Origin of the sequence: Marinobacter sp. MMG032, assembly GCF_040112695.1 — a bacterium.
Classification (GTDB): Bacteria; Pseudomonadota; Gammaproteobacteria; order Pseudomonadales; family Oleiphilaceae; genus Marinobacter; species Marinobacter salsuginis.
Genome location: NZ_CP157803.1, coordinates 15,532 through 32,633, shown reverse-complemented (window position 1 = coordinate 32,633; position 17,102 = coordinate 15,532). Strand labels below are relative to the sequence as shown.

The following is a 17,102-nucleotide window of genomic DNA, read 5'->3' as shown; positions in this document are numbered from 1 at the left end:
GTTTTGACTTGAGTCTGATCATCCGAGACGCAATCGAAGAGGCTGTGCAGAAGGGTGAAAAGGAAATTTCGAAAATGAAACGGGCGCAGCCGAAATTCTCTGGCGACACCCAACCAGCAACAGGGCAACCAGCAACAGGGGAAATGGAAAGAGCCTGATCAGTTGACCAGGGAGGCCGCCGGCCTCCCCTCGGTCAACCCGTCAAGCTTCATAGGTATGCAGAATTTTTAGGACGCGAAAGCAGCGATCCGGATGCACCTGGTTCACAGGGATCCTTTCCCCACTGCCCTTCTCCCGGTATTCAATCCTGAAAACATATTGATCCCGGTCCAGGTGAACAACACCGACATCGTGATAATCAACAGCGGCCGCCACAGAAAAACTGTGCTCCCCTCGTATCAGGTTAAACAGCTCCCTTTTCCGGTCTGCGGGTAAAACTCGCACCCTACGGCTTATGGCTACCACACCCAGGCGGCGCGCCAGGGTCTTACGAAAAATATCGTTGGTTCTAGAGACAAGCTCAAAATGTTTCATGATCCTTGCTCCCTTTAACTCGCCACGGTTTACCGGCGAACATGAAAAAGGGCCCCGGCGGGGCCCTGTGATCTATGCGGCTTGATCCTGCTGTGCGTCCTCCAGGCGAGCCAACATATAGTTATGGGCTTTTTGAGCCAGAGACGCGGCTTTAAACAGCGCTTTCTTGTCGAAGTCCAGAATCCGAATCCAGTGTGCCAGGTAACTTTTGTGCTGCATCTCCCCTTCCAGACCGATACGGCTGCAAACCATCCAGGACGTAAACTCGGCTACCAGTTCTTCAAAGGCATAGGCGTCTGATCCGAACTTGCCGATCAGCTCCCGATTCAGTCGTGATTTATGCCCGGTCGCGTGCGCCATTTCATGCAGACGTGTGGCGTAATAATCCTCGCCCTTAGCGAACTGCTCGCGTTCTGGCATGTGGATACGATCCACTGACGGGATGTAATGGGCGCTATCACCTCCATGAACTGTCACACAGTCAAATGCTTCGCATAGGGCTTCCGCGTCTGCGATAGGCGCCCAGGTAGGTTCTACAGCCGGCTTTTCGATACCGTCGAGTTGATCCCGATTGAATACCGTAAACGAGTTAATCACTGTATAAGCTTCGGTTTCCGTCTCGCCGTTTTCATTGACCACGTTTTTCTCTACTGGCTTGAAGAACACACAACGCGTTCCCTTCTCCCCTTTTCGAACCGTTGCGCCACTGGCTTTAGCCTGCTTGAAGGTCACCCACTCGTTACTGGTAAACCCGGCCTGGTAGCTTCGCATCGCCAACAACAGCACATTGATTCCGCTGTAGGGATTCCCTGTAGTCATGTTGACCGGAAGCGCCAGCATCCCGCGTTTTTCCCACGGGCAAACCCAAGGCTTAACGCCTTCTTTCAAAGCAACCAAAAATTCAGAGGTGATTTCTACGTAAAGATCTTTTTTCATGATGGGAGTCTCCTAACTCGCCTCGATACACCGGCGAACGTGATGGCTGACCTAACGTCTAAACCATGAGTAAATAATAGCAAAAATAAACATTTGAGTAAACATTTAAGTAAATAAATAAGGCTCTTTTTTAAACACCAATGGCTTGATTTACCACCCCTGATCCTGAATGTCCGGATTCCGCCGGGTCCGGGCGGCGCCCGGCATAAACACCAGCCGGGCCAACGGCCCGCGCCTTATTGGTGATGCGACCAGACCCCCGCTTGCCTGGTAGATCCCGACCGCCCTTCATCCGCACCCGTCGAAGCAGACACCGGGCCGGCCCTGGCAAGGTGGAACGCAGCGCAGCGAGTAGACCTTGCCAGGGCCGGCCCGGTGGCTGAGGGTGCATAACGGATGAAGGAAGGTCGGGATCGAGCTGCGGGAGCTGAACCCCCTCCGGCCAGGTGGCTGCGCCACTTGGCCTTCGTGTGGTCGTCTTAACAGTCGCGCCAGCGTCTGTTGACCACACCCGGGGCCCCGCTGCGCGGGGAGCCTACTGCGGGCCGCTCAGCGGCCTGCCCGACCGGAGGTCGGAAGCGATAGGGATACGGAGGGCGCCAGTCCCGCCAACGGCGGGATGAGCGATTAGCGAACCCGGAGCAGCCCGGCCCGCAGGGATCGCCAATGAACTTCAATCTCGATCACCGCTGACCTGGCAAACTCTCCCCATAATGGTCTGCAATCAGCGTGTTCACACGGTCTACCAGATCCGGTCTCGTAAACCAGACATGAACATTGCCATTATTAAACCACCGCAACTCGAAATAGTCCGTCTGACAGCGTGTTTCATGTTTCGACTGCGCCATGTGAATCCTCGCGGCCGCGTCGTATTGAGGGTCAGGCAGGGGCTGGTGATCCACCACGTAAAAAATTCGCTCAATATCGGCAAGCTCAGAGCGCCTTTTCACATACCGGCTAACCTCCGAGAGCGCTCCCGTCAGAATGACGCGCCGGCCAATTTTGAACGAATCGTGAGACCGATACTTGGGCCGAACCAATCCTTTAAATACGTTCACGATCCCACGACGAAAAGTCTTCTCCCGATCCTCATAGAATTGCTTGAACGTTGCCCCAACGACATCCCCATCCAATGCCGGAGGATCCGTTTCAAGGGCTTTCCGGAAGCTCTCCACGGCTTCATGATCCATTAATGCACGCAGCCCGGTTGCCTCCATCAAATACAGCCACGCGTCCCGATCAAAACGTTTCATCACCGCCTCAAGAAATGACGAATGCCGCTCAGGAAAACTCAGCCTGCGATGCTCAGAGGAGCACAACAGCAAGAAGCCATGTGCATTACCGGTGGCCACCCGAAATAACTCATCGGCCTCGCGCAATGCGGTTAATGCCTGGTCCACCAGGACCAGGCAGCGCCGCCGATGTTCAATCTGCTGTTCAACTGTCAGCCGGCGAACCGGTAAATTGTCCCTGCTCATAGTCCATCCCCGTGTCGCAACAACCGGCGCCGAATTGCGATCCTTTTGGCTGCCAAAAGCGTCAGCCGAAGTTCCAGAGTGGACAACCGACCTAGGCACACAGCCTGACCGCCCTCAAACGCCCTCACGAGTGCTGTGGCACGATTTTCTATCATTACGCGACACACAATGCCCCCCTCCCCTTCCGGGCGTCTGTGGCGATCTGACGGAACGCTGCGGTTGATTCACACAGCGCCCGGAACAACAGTGCATGACGACAAGTAATAAACTCGGCAAGCTTGGTACCTTCCTTCCGTTTCCAACCCACCACCACCCAGAACGGCACAGCCGAATCACGCTCGACTGAAAATCGCTCGTAGTCGGCCAAGCCCTCAATGCTATCCAGATATATCAACGTATCCATGACGCCTCCTTGATCAGGGCCGGCGTTAGCCGGGCCCTGGTTCCCTCAGATGGATCAGGCTGGAACCCCTGACTGATCGACCGACAACGCCAGCGCCACCGGGCGAACCCAGATCGGCGTTGACCCCAGAACAAACGTTTCGCCAGACCAAGCCAGCAACAGCGTTTCGCCCATCACCTCGGCGATAGCCTTTGCGGCCTGCGCCGGTACCGCGTTGCCGATACGCTCCCGCCAATCTGAATCAGACCCCCCAGACAAAGTAATAACCTCTTCTGGCTCGATCAGGCTTTGCAGTGCAGCAAGCTCCAGCGTGGTGAACGGTCGATGCCAAGTGCCGTCCTCCGCTTCAATACAGGTCACCAGTCGGTCTGAGGTTTCCGGTAAACGCGGGTCTGCTACCGACCACTTACCGTTGTCATGTCCAGCGGACGATGACACAGCACCCGTTGGCGCCGTCCAATCAATCACCCCGTAATGCCCTGCGGTCAAGTAGCTGTCTCCGGCCTTGCGCCGAAAACCAGGGCGTGGATCAGCCACTGCAAACGCGCCATTACCGGTTGTACTGGCGGCGATCACCGCCCCGGCAGGCTCATCAAACCGGGTTACTCGGTATTTGCCGCCTTTCCAACGTGTGTGTTCCATCGGTCTCGGGTCCGCGACAGAAAACCGTCCCTGCCCCGGCGACCGTTGGCCCGTCACCACACCCGCCGTTTCCTGCCAGTCAATTACCCCAAATTGGCTGTAATTGGCGCCACTGAAGCCGGGAGAAGCGACCATAAATCTCTCCCCTTCCACCCGTTCGATGGCGAAATCCTTTAAAAATCCATCCTCTACAGCCAGTCGGTTAAGTGAGCGCCAATCCTTACCAGCCTCAACGAAGGCCAACCGCACCCAAGTTTTCCACTGAAGGGAAGGCACCCGGTGCATCGGCCCCGCTTCGGGATCACCCGGTGCAGGCATCTGACTCAGAACCTCACCAACGCCGCGTAACCGTTTCCGGGTCGGCTCGTACAGGAACGGCGGCACCTTAACTTGATGTCGAGCGACCAATAAAAAACGCTTGCGCGACTGCGCCAAGCCGCCAATTTCACCGCAGTCATGCGCGGTTTCCGCCACGGCGTAGCCATAGGTTCGGAGCAGCGAAACAATCTGATCGAGCAGCGCCCTACCCCGGGAAGCAATCCGCGGCACGTTCTCGAAAATAATCAGTTCGGGGGGATCGTCAGACCAGGCTTCCGCCATCAGCCAGACACAGCGAAGCGTGAGCCGATTAAGAGCCTGATATTTCGTTGTTTTGCTTAATGTCTCTGACAACAGGCCGGACAGCCCCTTACACGGTGCAGAAATAAAAACGATATGCGGCCGCTCCCCTCCAGCTGCCCGCTGAATGTCAAACGGTGTCGCCTCAGCCCAATCAGCAGGAGGAGTGCGACCGTGAAAGTCCTCGTACTGGTCCCGGCTGAATAGGTCCATCAGCGTTCCTTTAGCCCCTGCCAGCCGCTCAAAGTCCTTCAGAGCGCCTGCATCGATATCGATACCCCCAAGGCAGCGAAAGTGCCCCTGCAAGCGACCAACCTTGGGGCGCGCCTCGTTCATACCCTTGGCACCGCCACCCAAGCCACAGCAAAAGTGAAAATGCCGGATTTCGTGTTCGTTTCCCTGAATTTGCATAACCGTATCCTCTGGAGTCCTGAGAAACCGGCGGCAATGCCGCCGGTCGCGCCTGTCAGTCGATCAGCCTGAAAATGCTTTCCATTTCCCGGTGCTCAAGTGCGTATTCCCGCAGCTTGTGAAACGCCGAATCGAAAACAGGATCTCGGTACTTCCAGACCAAACGGTTGTATGCCACCAGACACAGCGCGATTCCGGCTGCCTCTTGGCTTACCTTCTCGGAGGCATAGTTCTGAACGTTCTGAAGCTCGATGGGCTCTTGCAGGTCTGGAGCCATGAAAAAGCCTCCATTGGAGAGCTTGAAGAAATGCCAGTAAGCGCCGGTGTAATCGCCACACCATTCACCCATGACCGAGTAAATGGCCGGCTCTACGGCTCCCATATAGGCAGAAAAATAACGAGGAATGGCACACATACGGCTGTGGCCGGTGAGCTTGGTCGCTGTCACGACCGGAGAGAGGGTATCTACCATCTGAATGTCCTTCTAACTCGCCTCGAAGCACCGGCGAACGTGACGGCCAACCTTCGTTGACCGCATGTTTATAGTATCAATATCCCGTCATAATGTAAACATTTGGGTATATATTTAAACGGAAAATTCACCGCATTCTGTGACCACCTCATCACCTGGTTTCTGCCCAATATCCAAGACCAGCCAGGGCCGCTCCAAGGCACGGGGAAACTCCATGTGAAAATAGTTAGAGGGATCGCCAAGGGACACCCTCATATCCAGCTTTGACAAGCCGAGAACCCCGATCAACACCATGCAAAACCACATCAGTCCTGCTTTCATTTTGCGCTCCTTGTTCCAAGAAAAACGGGGAGGCAGAACCTCCCCGGCAGGGTTACTTAATGTGAAGCTCTATCGTCCAATCCGCGGACGTAAAGCGAAAATCCACATCGGCACCCATAGCAATCGCAAACAGCAAAATGCCAGCAATCCACTTGGCATATTTTGCGATCAGTTGCAGCTTGGATTTTTCCATTGTTATTACTCCTAAATCGCCTCGAATCACCGGCGAGCATGGCGGCTAACAACTTCCGCTAACCACCTGTAAATAATAGCAAAAATAAACATTTGAGTGAACATTTAAGTAAATAAATAAGGCTCTTTTTTTAAACACCAAAGGCTTGATTTCCCACCCCTGATCCTGAATGTCCGGATTCCGCCGGGTCCGGGCAGCGCCCGGCATAAACACCAGCCGGGCCAACGGCCCGCGCCTTATTGGTGATGCGACCAAACCCCCGCCTGCCTGGTAGATCCCGACCGCCCTTCATCCGCACCCGTCGAAGCAGACGCCGGGCCGGCCCTGGCAAGGTGGAACGCAGCGCAGCGAGTAGACCTTGCCAGGGCTGGTCCGGTGGCTGAGGGTGCATAACGGATGAAGGAAGGTCGGGATCGAACTGCGGGAGCTGAAACCCCTCCGGCCAGGTGGCTGCGCCACTTGGCCTTCGTGTGGTCGTCTTAACAGTCGCGCCAGCGTCTGTTGACCACACCCGGGGCCCCGCTGCGCGGGGAGCCTACTGCGGGCCGCTCAGCGGCCTGCCCGACCGGAGGTCGGAAGCGATAGGGATACGGAGGGCGTCAGTCCCGCCAACGGCGGGATGAGCGAATAGCGAACCCGGAGAAGCCCGGCCCGCAGGGATCGTCTGACCCCACAGATTTGAACATTAGATACCGAAATTTCCGTACGGAAACTCTCAAAAACGATTGGCTCAGCCTACAACCTTAACAGCCGTGCCCGTGGCGGATATCACCACAACCCCGTTATCCGTGGCACCACTGAACTCGACAACGTTAACTGAAACACCGATCACGGCATCAGCGCCCAGATTCGCTGCATTAAACCGCAGTCGTTTCAAAGCCTCTTCCCGACAGCGAACCAGGTGAGACTCGGTGCCATAACTCTGCCCGGAGCCGGCAACCGCTCGTCCAATGCTTCCAAAGAATTCATTAATTGAACTGAACGCATAGGTGCTATCGCCTGCGACAATTCCGAGCACCTTGTCTACCTCGGCTCCTGGAAGTGTCGGCGTGGTCGTGACAATCATCGTCGACAACCTTTCAGAGAGCTCGCGCTTGGGCGTCAACTGGGGTTTCTTGACATCAATCCCCTTCTTAACCGCCTCCTCGATCTTGCTGTAAACCGCCTCACAATTCGGACACTGCCAGTCCGGCGCTCGGTCCTCCGGCTTACGCTCGTAGTCACACTTCAGGCAAACTTTTCCCACTACACCACCCCTTAACGAGAAAGAGCCGTAACTGAACACAGGCCCAGTCGCTCGAAGTCTATGATTCTTCCAACTTTAGTCCACGAACCCATGGTAAAGCCCAACACCCACCACGGCGTCCACAAAGCGTTTTGCAGTTGCTCGATCCATAATGACCGTCTTGCCATCGACCTTCAGGTAAATGCTGTCTTCGTCGTAGAAGGAAGAACGGCCCAGCTCAACATCCATCGTTTCCTTGTCGCCCTGGTCTCGAATGGTTTCTTCAAAGAACATTGTTGTTGCCATAGTCGACTCTCCTGTTTTGGGTGGAAGCACAACCTCTGTCGTTCCGGATCAGAGCAATCTCAAGCCATAAGGTACACCATCAAGCCCGTAAGAGAAGGTATACCCTACCCTTTCGACCGCCCTCAAAAACTCGGCGCACACCTGGTAGCCATCCCGGTCGCCCACATCCAGAAGCACCGCGTAGTGTTCAACAATATGCGTTAAAGGCTCAGGTTGTTCCTCTGAAACATCGAACAGATCCGGCAACTCCATTGCTTCCATCATTCTCCCCTTACCTCTGAATCAGTGCGCGGCAAAGCCACCGCTGCGACTATATCCCCTTCATTGATTTCCCCGCGCTTCCACTGCTCAAGCAAAAGCGGTATCACGACAGACAACATGTACTCGTATACCTGGACATTCGGCTTTCTGCCGCCAAGCGCTTGCTCCCAGGCGGTGATCCGATCATGTCTGTAGTTCGTGCCAAGGTCCTGGTTCAAGCTTTTCAAAGCATCTGACAATGGCAAAGCTCCTCCGTCAGTCATCAGCCGCCGCCACGTCGACACAATGTTGGCGTCGGTGGGGTGCACCGGGGCTCCCCGTCCCCACCGTTTCTTCGCGTTTTCATTCACTTGTGCCTCCCGGGCGATACAGTCATAATGATTTCGTTCTCTTTCTAGTCGAAGGGACACCGGCCCTGTTGAGCGTGGTGGCTTGCAGGGCCACCTCTCCCCTCCCCCACGGATCAGGAACAAGAGCGCAAGCGACATTCCCTGAAACGTAACCATAACGATATCTCTGAACGCGTAAACTGTACCTGCCAAGAGCGCAGTTCCTGAAATTTCCGTACGGAAATTCGGGCCCCTCAGCGCCGATGCTCGTTCCAGGTTAATCAATCAACAGCAAGATGTCCCAGGATTCCGGATGATCGTAGACGTACGCCATCAACCGGTCGTACTGCTCACCAAATTGGTCAGTGCGATAGGTCCAAACACAGTGATTAACGGCAAAAACACAGGCGATCAACCCCGCCGCTTGCCAACTCACCTCAGCTTCCGCCCCATTGCCAGGATTACTTACCCTTACCGTGCCCTCAATATCCGGCGCCATGAAAAAGGCACCGTTCGTGGTTTCATAAAACGTCCAGTAGCCGCCGCTGTATTTTTCGCAAAGATGACGCATGTACGCAAAAATCGCATTCTCAGCCTCAAGGAACCGATCACCAAAATAGGTGGGCAAGGTGTCCAGGCGCTCATCATCACCAACAACCGTTACCTCAATCACTGGATTGGATACACACATAGCAAATCTCCCTGTAGTCGAAGGCAAATCGGCAGGGAAAATGTGGTGGTGGAATCCCTTGCCGACTTGTTTGTCTCAACGCCAAACCGGCGTTTTCTCCATTGTTGGAACCGATATCTGCGAGAATTTCCGTACGGAAATTTTCAGGATTAATCTGCCAAGCCCGGGGCCTGGCAAGAAAACCTCACGCACAGGCCCCGTCGGTCACATGGGACAGCGCCACAAAGTAACTCACGTGATAACCCTGGCTGACCGACAGGCCTCCCGCTGTTGGGCGGACACTCCAGGATTTGGCGTCCTCAACCAGGTCACGAATGAACGCAAGCCGGTCTACCTCTTCGCCTCGGTTGAAATTGCGCTCAGAGTCCAGAAACGAGTCATCGGTGGTCTGACCTTCGCAAACAACGCGCAAGGACTGGTCACGAGCCAGCAACCGAACCAGGTGAGGCACAGTCCACTTTTGGGGCCAGCCTGCGAGTGGATTCATGGCCGACAAGGCCATTGGGGAGAAAATTTCCTTCGACGGGAAGTGATACACCGAAACCGACAGGTGAGGCTGTAGCTTCCGGTACTCTGCCCTTTCAAGCTCCAGCGCACTCAGAACTTCAAAGAGCTTCAGCAGACTCCAGTTGGCAATAGCCAGCATGCTGATAACTGCGGATTTATGACCATGGATAATCCAACGCCGACACTCCTTGCCGCGTTTCATGGCGTAGCCGAGATCTGTGATCGCCAGGTTAAAATCGTGCTCGTGAATACCGAACCGCTGCACATGGGCAAAGGTATTCTTCACATAGACCTCGCGATCTTCGAAAGCCTGAAGCCAAGCTTCACGGGTGGTCAGGGCGTCAGTAAGGGAAACGGATCTCATAACCTACTCTCTCTTGTCTAGTCGAAGGTAAATCGGCGGGAAAATGTGGTGGTGGATTCCCTAACCGACCCACATATATTAACACCGTTACGGTGTTATTATCAAGGGATTTACCCGATTTTGAGCAAAAGTTTCCGTACGGAAATTTTCCAATTTTGTTGACTCCTAACCCCTGATCCTGAATGTCCGGATTCCGCCGGGTCCGGGCGGCGCCCGGCATAAACACCAGCCGGGCCAACGGCCCGCGCCTTATTGGTGATGCGACCAGACCCCCGCTTGCCTGGTAGATCCCGACCGCCCTTCATCCGCACCCGTCGAAGCAGACGCCGGGCCGGCCCTGGCAAGGTGGAACGCAGCGCAGCGAGTAGACCTTGCCAGGGCTGGTCCGGTGGCTGAGGGTGCATAACGGATGAAGGAAGGTCGGGATCGAACTGCGGGAGCTGAAACCCCTCCGGCCAGGTGGCTGCGCCACTTGGCCTTCGTGTGGTCGTCTTAACAGTCGCGCCAGCGTCTGTTGACCACACCCGGGGCCCCGCTGCGCGGGGATCCTACTGCGGTGGTGAACCTGGAGGGCCAACGGCCTGGAAGGCTCACGACCGCGAACAGAGAGGCGTTAAACAGTCTCGTAAGTGCCGGTGACAACCGGCGGTGAAGAGTCTGTTGCCGAACAGGTAGAGGGTTCAGGGCACAGCCCTGGTCGCCGGGACGGCGAGAACGATAGGGATACGGAGGGCGTCAGTCCCGCCAACGGCGGGATGAGCGAATAGCGAACCCGGAGCAGCCCGGCCCGCAGGGATCGCACTGAATATCCAAATCCACAACCTTCTCAAACACTGGGAGGCAACATCCAGGTTCAACCCCGAGCCCAACTTCTGACAGAGCTTTTCAGGGCATGCACTTGAGGCGGTGCAGCAAGGTGCGAAGATAATCCTCCGTAAGCTCGACCACCCGAACTCGATGACTGTAACAAACAGGACACTCGTTTATTGGTGTCGGCAACTGGTGCCGTTTGCAGCTCAGACAGAACAACGCAGTCTCATGACCGGCAGCGGCAATGGCGTTGGCATCGTTGACGGAGTAATCGAGCCGCTGAGTGACGTCTTCCCTGCGCGCCCGCCATTCCTGCTCAACCTTCTGATACTTTTCATCTTCCGGGAATATATCTCCCAGCAACGCCTGCAAAGTCGCTCGTCCTCTTTCCGCCCGGACAGCCTTGGCCTTGACCTGTCTTTGCTCCTTTTCGTGAGCCGTCCAGATATCCGGTCCGGAAGCCAAAACCCGAAATGTCTTGGCCGGACGCTCTTCGGCAAGCACGCCACGCTTACACAGTTTCTTGAGATACGATAGAACCACCGCGTACGGCGACCGGATGGCATTATTCTCGGCAGGGGTCAAAAACCACACCCCACGTAACTCGTAATCTTTGCGTTGGTTGTAAGGCTGCTTCAGATGGGCCTGCTTGAGTTGGCTCAGCTTCAAGGCCCATTCACGAACGCCGGCGGTTTTTTCGGCATAGGCCAGCGCCTGGGCCACCGAGAAAATATAGCCCGGTTTCTTATCCAGAATCAGAGACTCAAACACCGCGCTTTGCCAAAGTCGCCGATCTTCTTTGAACACCCACTCCCGTTGAACACTGACATCCATGAACGTCGGCCACTTCTCTGGCTCGAATCTCAAGCGCCGTGCAATCTCTTCCAGTCGGGGCTTTGCACGTTCCGCCAACCGGTCCCCCAGAGTCAGCCAGCCCATGGATTCCACTTGCTCCAGGTTTCTTAACGCGATCTCAAACGGCTCCCGGGCTTCTGCTTTCTTACGAATCAGGGCCTGTTTGCGCTCCTCCTTCTGCTGTGCCGCACGCTCCTTCTTACGTTTGGCCGCCTCCTCCCGTTCGCGCTGCCGTTCGAGGCGTTTGATCTCGATCGGTACCCTGGCCTCCAGCGCTTTCCGTACGGCATGAACCTTCGGTAGCTCGTCAATCAAAGAGCACCGATGCCACCAACGGGGCGCAGATTTCAGTACCTCAGCTTCCAGCGCGACCGAATCCAGCACGGTTTCCTCCGACAACCAGCTAAGATCAATCTCCATAACGTTATCAATCGCCAGGCTCTTATTTTCCTCGACAGCGTGCGTAACCAGAATCTCAATATGCAACTCGGCGTCGTTCTTCAGAAGGGCAGTCACGTCAGGCGTCAGACCATTGTCCAACCGTTTCTCAGAGACGGCCGATACGAAATGGACCTCACGCGGGTCGAAGTGCAGTGTTTCCGAAAGTGTTTCGCCGAACACCAGGGGAAAGGAGAGCAACACATCCCGCTCCGGCAACCACACTCGACCGGCATCCAGGAGGATCTGCTTGGCCATCTTGTGCAGGGCGGTTTCGTACCCACCAGGGCACTCGGCGCCGCGATGGTGAGCAAAATAGAAGCGACCAGCCACACTGCATTTGGCAATCAACGGAACCTTGCACTCAGGACAATGGCAGCCACACTTCTTGCCCCGGTCCACAGTCTCTGGACGGTACAAGCGGCCATCCTTTTCACCAAAGGGCACTCGTAGCTTGCTCAGGGCAGGGCGGTTATTGGTTTCTGAACTCACGCGACAGACAAATTCCGCATTGAATGAATTGATGAATACCGGACAGGCGCTCAGACCAGTCTATACCAACACAGGGGCAGGGGAGGGCAGAGACTACGCTAACCTGTCGGACAACCATCATTATTGGGAAATTTCCGTACGGAAACTGATGAGATCACCAACAACGTCCAGCCATAAATCTCTCCCCTTTACCGACCATAAATCTCTCCCCTTTACACTTTGAGGCCTCTCAGGCACTGAATGCCTTGCTCACAAATGCCTCGAACTTGCTGCGAAATGGCAGGGATCTTCCACTTGTGGATAACTGCCATATTTCCCTCCCCCTCACCATATTGCTCTCCCCAGACACCATATTGCTCTCCCCTTGTTAACCATAACCCTCTACCCCCTTTGCCATACTGGTCTCCCCTTTGACCATAAAACTCTCCCTTTTTGGCTATTTTTTCCGTTCTAAAACAAATGGTTAGACCTTCCGAAAAGCAGTAAAAGAGAAAAAGTAGTACAGTATAAAAGATTATAAAAAGGGGTTTTTTGTGGATCAGCTCACTCAACGGGTACGGAAAGCCAATCGGCTCAATGAGGCGAAATTCCGTTTAACGACAACGGAATACAGGATCCTGCTTCTGTGCGTCTCCAAAGTGAAGCCAATGACTGACGACGTTCCCAACAAGTTCCGGATTTACGGAACTGAGTTCGCGGACATGTTCGGTATCAGCACCAAAAACGCCTACAAGCAGATTCGTGAGGGCTTGGATTCCACCTGGGACAAACAATTTTTTGAGCGCATCCCTGCCACCAAGGGCACTGAAGCCGGGTGGCGCCGTCGGCGCTTTGTCATCACGCAAGAATATAACCCTGGCGAGGGCTACGGAGAGTTAGAGTTTCATCCGGACTTTTTGCAACACCTGGTCAACCTTCGGGAGCAGTACACCGACTACGGACTGCGCAACGTCACGCATTTGCCGTCCTTCAACGTCATCCGGGTTTACGAGCTGCTGGTTCAATTCCGTAAAGTCGGGCACCGTACTTTCGAAATCAGCTGGTTCAAAGAGCTCCTGGGACTTGAGAACAGCTATCCCCGATTCAAAGACCTGCGGACCCACGTCATCGAGCCTGCGCTGAAGCTGATCGATGCTCACACTGATATCCAGATCATCAAACACGACAAGAAGTGGTTCCGTACGGAAAAGCGCGGCAAGAAGGTGATTGCCTTTGAGGTCTATTTCCGCCACAAGGCTCAGCAGACGCTTGACCTGGATGAACCACAACCTCTACCCGTCGAAGAGCCGGTTACGCCACAGGTAGAGTATGAATGGGAAGCGGCGGGCTATCGCACCGAAGCTGAATATCGTGACGCCCGCAATACCGAGAAGCGGTACGGTGTGACTTTCAATGACGCTCGTGAGTACATCACCTTCACACAGAAGCTCCAGAGACGGGCCTGAATCTCGGCTTCCAGGCCATTAATTCATCAATAGAGTTCGTCTCATGAACTATAGAATTTACTCCAAATAGCTCAACCACGCGGCTTCTATCCAAATTTGCTATATCTGTATTCTAGAGATCATCTGTCCTATTCAGCTAAATAGTGTCATCGCTGTCCAATAGAGAGACCAAAACCGATGACTGAAGCAAACTCCTGGACTGAATCCCTGATTGCAGTCGCAAGCACAATCCCGACAGAAAACCTGGCCATCGTTGCCCTGGTAATTGTAGCTATCACCGCCATTCGGAGGCCCCGTTGATATGCTGACCAAAGACCGATTCTCGCCTCTGCCGCGCCATTGGCTCAGCATGGATGGGCCCAGCCCCTGGTGGCTGGCCAAGACGGCCCGCCGCACGATTCCAGTATATCCACCGATCTTCCCGGACCCTCCCACCGCCGGTGCAGTCACAGCTGCGCTGAAGATCTACATCGCCTTGGTCGCCATGGCTGACGATGACAACCAACGGAAGAGGGTAGGGCGGTACGCTGTCAAAACGACTTATGAAGAGATTCAGCAGTACTTGAAACTTTCACGGGCAATGGTCAGAGAAGGATTGAAGCTGCTCGAACAGTGTCACGCCATCGAGCGAACCGGGCATAAGCCTCTGGTCTATAAGATCACCGGCCTGGATCGAAACACGGAAGAGGGCGCCAAAGGCTTTGTGAAGCTACCCAAAGGGCACCTCTACGGTAACCGAAGGCAATCAAGCACGCTCCCGATCACGTTGGCGAACTACCCGACACGTGGCGTAGATGCGATGAACGGGTTGGCGCTCTACCTTTTGTTGTTGTCAGTCGTTCAACGAGACAACAACGTGGCGATGATCTCCTATGAACGGATCAAGGAACGCACCGACATGTCATCGAAACAGATCCGCCAAGGCTTGGATCTCCTGGTGAACCACAACTTGATCAGCGTCCTGAGACTCAACAATGAAGAAACCTTTGAGGCGTTCGGGATGCCGGTACCCGAAACCGTCCTGCGAGGAACGCCTAACGCCTATCTGATTAAAGGCCTCAAGGGCCGGGAGTACAACCAGCGTGTAAACACGCTCGACGAGATGATCAAGCAACGCAGGGACATGGTGGTGCCGGCGGATTTTGATGAACCCGCCTGAGAAATTTCCGTACGGAAATTCCCATAACGAAAACCCAGGCCCCACGTCTCAAAACCTATATTTTTATATGCTTTTGAGGTAGGCTATCGATACTCAATGAGGCATGGAAGCCCGTTCACCGCAGTAAGGTCTCTCGGGTGCGTCACCTGCTCAGTGGTGAGCCTGGCCGGGGGCACCTGGCACCATTTTATGATCGCCCACGACCCAGCCGGTCATTGTCTGGCTGCACAACCCTTAACATAGGCTTGCGGCGTTCCATAACAGCCACCACACCTTCGTCCTCGATCTTCGCGCCCACAATGTAGACGCCAGGCCCCAGCCGGTTATAGGGTTCCAGGATCATCGTACGCCACGACTCGATATCCAGCAGGACCGGAGACACATTTGGAAGCCTGCGTATCAACTCCCGGTCGGCCGTCCCAAGCCATTGGCTAATGACAATTTCACTGGACGTAACGATCCCCACCGGATCCATCGAGGCGTAGGCGGATAGGGTCGAGTAGTAAGTGTTGTGACGTCGACGGAATTCCAAGCTGTTCCCGAATACTGTATAAATAAACAGTATTGCAGAAAAGCCAACCGGACGTCTATCGCTGGTCTTGCCGATCAGCGCCGCTTTCGTGGGCGCTCCTTCGTAGCCCCACAGTCCGCACACAGCCAGCTGTGAAGCGTTTCCGTCACAAAGCTGCTACCACAGGCAGGGCACTTGTTGGGGGTCTTCTCATCGTCTCGCACGGTTCACCTCGCCGTTAACCTGTCGGAACGAATCACCATACGGGATCACGCGCCCGGGACAAGCAGTCGGAAACCGGTCGTCAATGCCGTGCTGACTAAACCACTCATAGCATCCTGTCCCGATGACCGGGCCATAGTGCGCAACTCGTCACCGAAGGAAGCAGAGGGATCCACGGAAGAGGGGACGCATTTCAACAGCTCCAGGCCTTTTGCGGACAAAGTCACGTCGTCCACGAAAAATGGTCCACGAAACTGACCAGCCAACAGGTAACCTGAATCAGCTAACCACCGAACTGTGTTGAGCGCAAAATCTAATTCGGAGTAGGTAACCTGAAACTCATTTCCGGCATTGTCCAAAGCTCTTATTGGACTACCGTCGAGAGGATCATCCTCTTCATTGACCTCAAGGCCCAGTACCCGCCCGACTCGCAACGTGATTCGTTTGGGGAACTCTTCATAGAGCACCGCCAAGGTCATGCCCACGGCTTGATTGAAGCGGGTTATATTTTCCGGCTCTGACATCATCTACTCCTGTTAACTGTCCGGGGAATACTGGATGGCTTTCGGAACTGGCTCGTCAGTGACCCTCAGCATCAGGCCATCGTTGGCCACATCCAGGTTGGCCCTCCGGGCAGGGTCTTTTCCGACCATGGCCGCCGCCAAAACCTTTTCGACCTCATAAGCCCGCCGACCGTTGATATGCACGTCCGGGTGGCCAATTCCATTGCTTGCGCCGGCAGGATACCCGAGTAGCTGTTTTGCTGCCCGCATCAGCTGATCGATCTGGTCACAGCATTCCTCCGAGGCCATTGCCCGCTCTCCATCAGCGCTGGGGCGAGCCACTGGAATAACCCCCTGACGCACCAACTCAGCGACAATCTCCAGCTGGCCCAGACAAAGGCGAGTAAAGACATCAAGGCTCTCACAGACACCCTTGCCCTGATCGATACTGAGATCGAGGTTAAGCCTGTCCATGGTTCCCCTCCTCGTTATCTGCCGACTTCTGAGCCGACTGACTGGCAGCTTGCTCAGCCTGGCGCCACAGCCACACAAAATCTTCCTTGGCTAGATGCCTTTGCGCCAATTCCACGAACGCCTGGCAGGCTTCAACTTCCTGGCCCCCGCGGCTTTTCAGTGCTCTGGCCGCCCGGATCCGCTGGTTGACCTCACTCAGCGCTGCCCGGTAACGCTCTCGCTCAGTTTTAAGATGATGGAGTTTGCGGGTAGCCCTGTCCCGCCAATCCGCGTCTCGCCTCACTTCACCTCGATCGGCACTGAGCAGTTGCGCTTTGATTGAACGCTTGAATGAATCCAGCGTCTCAATCTTGTCAATCAGCCAGCATCGAAGCTGAGCATCATCCAGATTCTCAGGTAGGGACAGTTCACTGTTCATATCAAACGCCCTCCATGCTCGAAGCTTCCTTCGACAGTGCCCTGACCTCTTCTCGTGGCACTCTCACCCGGCAACCGCGGATAT

General features: G+C 55.0%; 23 protein-coding genes. 4 read left to right on the top strand and 19 right to left on the bottom strand.

What is annotated here, in order from left to right; all coding sequences use genetic code 11:
- Positions 1-8: 8 nt before the first annotated feature.
- On the top strand, positions 9-158 hold the full coding sequence (locus ABNF92_RS19615) for a hypothetical protein (RefSeq protein ID WP_305967411.1): 150 nt from the start codon (positions 9-11) through the stop codon (positions 156-158).
- 43 nt (positions 159-201) lie between these two features.
- Here ABNF92_RS19615 and ABNF92_RS19610 read toward each other — a convergent pair whose 3' ends face one another.
- The 15 genes from ABNF92_RS19610 to ABNF92_RS19540 form a co-directional block, all read right to left on the bottom strand.
- Positions 202-534 (bottom strand): DUF3768 domain-containing protein, encoded by a 333-nt coding sequence (locus tag ABNF92_RS19610; RefSeq protein WP_062786994.1) that lies wholly within the window; start codon positions 532-534, stop codon positions 202-204.
- Between the two features lie 72 nt (positions 535-606).
- Positions 607-1,470 (bottom strand): zincin-like metallopeptidase domain-containing protein, encoded by an 864-nt coding sequence (locus ABNF92_RS19605; protein ID WP_222534963.1) that lies wholly within the window; start codon positions 1,468-1,470, stop codon positions 607-609.
- Positions 1,471-2,153: 683 nt separating this feature from the next.
- Positions 2,154-2,870: a DUF4942 domain-containing protein gene (locus ABNF92_RS19600; RefSeq protein ID WP_349344122.1), complete on the bottom strand. Its 717-nt coding sequence runs from the start codon at positions 2,868-2,870 to the stop codon at positions 2,154-2,156.
- Between the two features lie 232 nt (positions 2,871-3,102).
- Positions 3,103-3,351: a hypothetical protein gene (locus ABNF92_RS19595; protein ID WP_222535038.1), complete on the bottom strand. Its 249-nt coding sequence runs from the start codon at positions 3,349-3,351 to the stop codon at positions 3,103-3,105.
- A gap of 54 nt (positions 3,352-3,405) precedes the next feature.
- Complete coding sequence (locus ABNF92_RS19590) at positions 3,406-5,022, bottom strand: DNA cytosine methyltransferase (protein WP_222535037.1); 1,617 nt, start codon at positions 5,020-5,022, stop codon at positions 3,406-3,408.
- A gap of 55 nt (positions 5,023-5,077) precedes the next feature.
- Entirely contained in the window at positions 5,078-5,494 is a 417-nt protein-coding gene (locus tag ABNF92_RS19585) for an antirestriction protein (RefSeq protein WP_062787272.1), read from the bottom strand.
- 114 nt (positions 5,495-5,608) lie between these two features.
- Complete coding sequence (locus tag ABNF92_RS19580; protein ID WP_222535036.1) at positions 5,609-5,815, bottom strand: hypothetical protein; 207 nt, start codon at positions 5,813-5,815, stop codon at positions 5,609-5,611.
- Between the two features lie 52 nt (positions 5,816-5,867).
- Positions 5,868-6,008, bottom strand: a complete 141-nt coding sequence (locus ABNF92_RS19575; protein ID WP_156484316.1) for a hypothetical protein — start codon at positions 6,006-6,008, stop codon at positions 5,868-5,870.
- Between the two features lie 730 nt (positions 6,009-6,738).
- Positions 6,739-7,254 (bottom strand): heavy metal-binding domain-containing protein, encoded by a 516-nt coding sequence (locus tag ABNF92_RS19570; RefSeq protein WP_222535035.1) that lies wholly within the window; start codon positions 7,252-7,254, stop codon positions 6,739-6,741.
- Positions 7,255-7,329: 75 nt separating this feature from the next.
- Positions 7,330-7,539, bottom strand: coding sequence for a hypothetical protein (locus ABNF92_RS19565; protein ID WP_222535034.1), 210 nt, complete (start codon positions 7,537-7,539; stop codon positions 7,330-7,332).
- A gap of 48 nt (positions 7,540-7,587) precedes the next feature.
- Positions 7,588-7,803: a hypothetical protein gene (locus ABNF92_RS19560; RefSeq protein WP_222535033.1), complete on the bottom strand. Its 216-nt coding sequence runs from the start codon at positions 7,801-7,803 to the stop codon at positions 7,588-7,590.
- Positions 7,800-8,150: a hypothetical protein gene (locus tag ABNF92_RS19555; protein ID WP_222535032.1), complete on the bottom strand. Its 351-nt coding sequence runs from the start codon at positions 8,148-8,150 to the stop codon at positions 7,800-7,802. Before ABNF92_RS19555 ends, ABNF92_RS19560 begins: the two co-directional genes overlap by 4 nt.
- A gap of 256 nt (positions 8,151-8,406) precedes the next feature.
- Positions 8,407-8,820, bottom strand: coding sequence for an antirestriction protein (locus tag ABNF92_RS19550; protein ID WP_222535031.1), 414 nt, complete (start codon positions 8,818-8,820; stop codon positions 8,407-8,409).
- 184 nt (positions 8,821-9,004) lie between these two features.
- On the bottom strand, positions 9,005-9,691 hold the full coding sequence (locus tag ABNF92_RS19545; protein WP_062787278.1) for a hypothetical protein: 687 nt from the start codon (positions 9,689-9,691) through the stop codon (positions 9,005-9,007).
- 885 nt (positions 9,692-10,576) lie between these two features.
- Positions 10,577-12,286, bottom strand: a complete 1,710-nt coding sequence (locus ABNF92_RS19540; protein WP_222535030.1) for a hypothetical protein — start codon at positions 12,284-12,286, stop codon at positions 10,577-10,579.
- Positions 12,287-12,819: 533 nt separating this feature from the next.
- Between ABNF92_RS19540 and ABNF92_RS19535 the strand changes: the two genes are divergently transcribed.
- The 3 genes from ABNF92_RS19535 to ABNF92_RS19525 all read left to right on the top strand — a co-directional run bounded on the left by ABNF92_RS19535 (position 12,820) and on the right by ABNF92_RS19525 (position 14,890).
- Positions 12,820-13,731 carry a replication initiation protein gene (locus ABNF92_RS19535; RefSeq protein WP_222535029.1) on the top strand — a complete coding sequence of 304 codons (912 nt, stop codon included), beginning with the start codon at positions 12,820-12,822 and terminating at the stop codon, positions 13,729-13,731.
- Between the two features lie 177 nt (positions 13,732-13,908).
- Positions 13,909-14,031, top strand: a complete 123-nt coding sequence (locus tag ABNF92_RS19530; RefSeq protein WP_264186280.1) for a hypothetical protein — start codon at positions 13,909-13,911, stop codon at positions 14,029-14,031.
- A 1-nt stretch (position 14,032) separates the two neighbouring features.
- Positions 14,033-14,890, top strand: coding sequence for a hypothetical protein (locus tag ABNF92_RS19525; protein ID WP_222535028.1), 858 nt, complete (start codon positions 14,033-14,035; stop codon positions 14,888-14,890).
- Positions 14,891-15,077: 187 nt separating this feature from the next.
- On the opposite strand, the gene ABNF92_RS19520 is transcribed toward ABNF92_RS19525, so the two are convergent.
- The 4 genes from ABNF92_RS19520 to ABNF92_RS19505 all read right to left on the bottom strand — a co-directional run bounded on the left by ABNF92_RS19520 (position 15,078) and on the right by ABNF92_RS19505 (position 17,018).
- Positions 15,078-15,422, bottom strand: coding sequence for a hypothetical protein (locus ABNF92_RS19520; RefSeq protein ID WP_226538208.1), 345 nt, complete (start codon positions 15,420-15,422; stop codon positions 15,078-15,080).
- 248 nt (positions 15,423-15,670) lie between these two features.
- Complete coding sequence (locus ABNF92_RS19515) at positions 15,671-16,147, bottom strand: hypothetical protein (RefSeq protein ID WP_222535027.1); 477 nt, start codon at positions 16,145-16,147, stop codon at positions 15,671-15,673.
- Positions 16,148-16,159: 12 nt separating this feature from the next.
- Positions 16,160-16,600, bottom strand: coding sequence for a hypothetical protein (locus ABNF92_RS19510; protein WP_222535026.1), 441 nt, complete (start codon positions 16,598-16,600; stop codon positions 16,160-16,162).
- On the bottom strand, positions 16,587-17,018 hold the full coding sequence (locus ABNF92_RS19505; RefSeq protein WP_222535025.1) for a hypothetical protein: 432 nt from the start codon (positions 17,016-17,018) through the stop codon (positions 16,587-16,589). The genes ABNF92_RS19510 and ABNF92_RS19505 overlap by 14 nt, the downstream gene beginning before the upstream one ends.
- Between the last annotated feature and the right edge of the window lie 84 nt (positions 17,019-17,102).

What these genes read in the sequence shown, in the direction of transcription:
- ABNF92_RS19595 (WP_222535038.1), bottom strand. Translation starts at nt 3,351, where the DNA reads ATGGATACGTTGATATATCTGGATAGCATTGAGGGCTTGGCCGACTAC.
- ABNF92_RS19610 (WP_062786994.1), bottom strand. Translation starts at nt 534, where the DNA reads ATGAAACATTTTGAGCTTGTCTCTAGAACCAACGATATTTTTCGTAAG.
- ABNF92_RS19505 (WP_222535025.1), bottom strand. Translation starts at nt 17,018, where the DNA reads ATGAACAGTGAACTGTCCCTACCTGAGAATCTGGATGATGCTCAGCTT.
- ABNF92_RS19605 (WP_222534963.1), bottom strand. Translation starts at nt 1,470, where the DNA reads ATGAAAAAAGATCTTTACGTAGAAATCACCTCTGAATTTTTGGTTGCT.
- ABNF92_RS19580 (WP_222535036.1), bottom strand. Translation starts at nt 5,815, where the DNA reads ATGAAAGCAGGACTGATGTGGTTTTGCATGGTGTTGATCGGGGTTCTC.
- ABNF92_RS19550 (WP_222535031.1), bottom strand. Translation starts at nt 8,820, where the DNA reads ATGTGTGTATCCAATCCAGTGATTGAGGTAACGGTTGTTGGTGATGAT.
- ABNF92_RS19510 (WP_222535026.1), bottom strand. Translation starts at nt 16,600, where the DNA reads ATGGACAGGCTTAACCTCGATCTCAGTATCGATCAGGGCAAGGGTGTC.
- ABNF92_RS19525 (WP_222535028.1), top strand. Translation starts at nt 14,033, where the DNA reads ATGCTGACCAAAGACCGATTCTCGCCTCTGCCGCGCCATTGGCTCAGC.
- ABNF92_RS19560 (WP_222535033.1), bottom strand. Translation starts at nt 7,803, where the DNA reads ATGATGGAAGCAATGGAGTTGCCGGATCTGTTCGATGTTTCAGAGGAA.
- ABNF92_RS19575 (WP_156484316.1), bottom strand. Translation starts at nt 6,008, where the DNA reads ATGGAAAAATCCAAGCTGCAACTGATCGCAAAATATGCCAAGTGGATT.
- ABNF92_RS19590 (WP_222535037.1), bottom strand. Translation starts at nt 5,022, where the DNA reads ATGCAAATTCAGGGAAACGAACACGAAATCCGGCATTTTCACTTTTGC.
- ABNF92_RS19585 (WP_062787272.1), bottom strand. Translation starts at nt 5,494, where the DNA reads ATGGTAGATACCCTCTCTCCGGTCGTGACAGCGACCAAGCTCACCGGC.
- ABNF92_RS19515 (WP_222535027.1), bottom strand. Translation starts at nt 16,147, where the DNA reads ATGTCAGAGCCGGAAAATATAACCCGCTTCAATCAAGCCGTGGGCATG.
- ABNF92_RS19565 (WP_222535034.1), bottom strand. Translation starts at nt 7,539, where the DNA reads ATGGCAACAACAATGTTCTTTGAAGAAACCATTCGAGACCAGGGCGAC.
- ABNF92_RS19545 (WP_062787278.1), bottom strand. Translation starts at nt 9,691, where the DNA reads ATGAGATCCGTTTCCCTTACTGACGCCCTGACCACCCGTGAAGCTTGG.
- ABNF92_RS19530 (WP_264186280.1), top strand. Translation starts at nt 13,909, where the DNA reads ATGACTGAAGCAAACTCCTGGACTGAATCCCTGATTGCAGTCGCAAGC.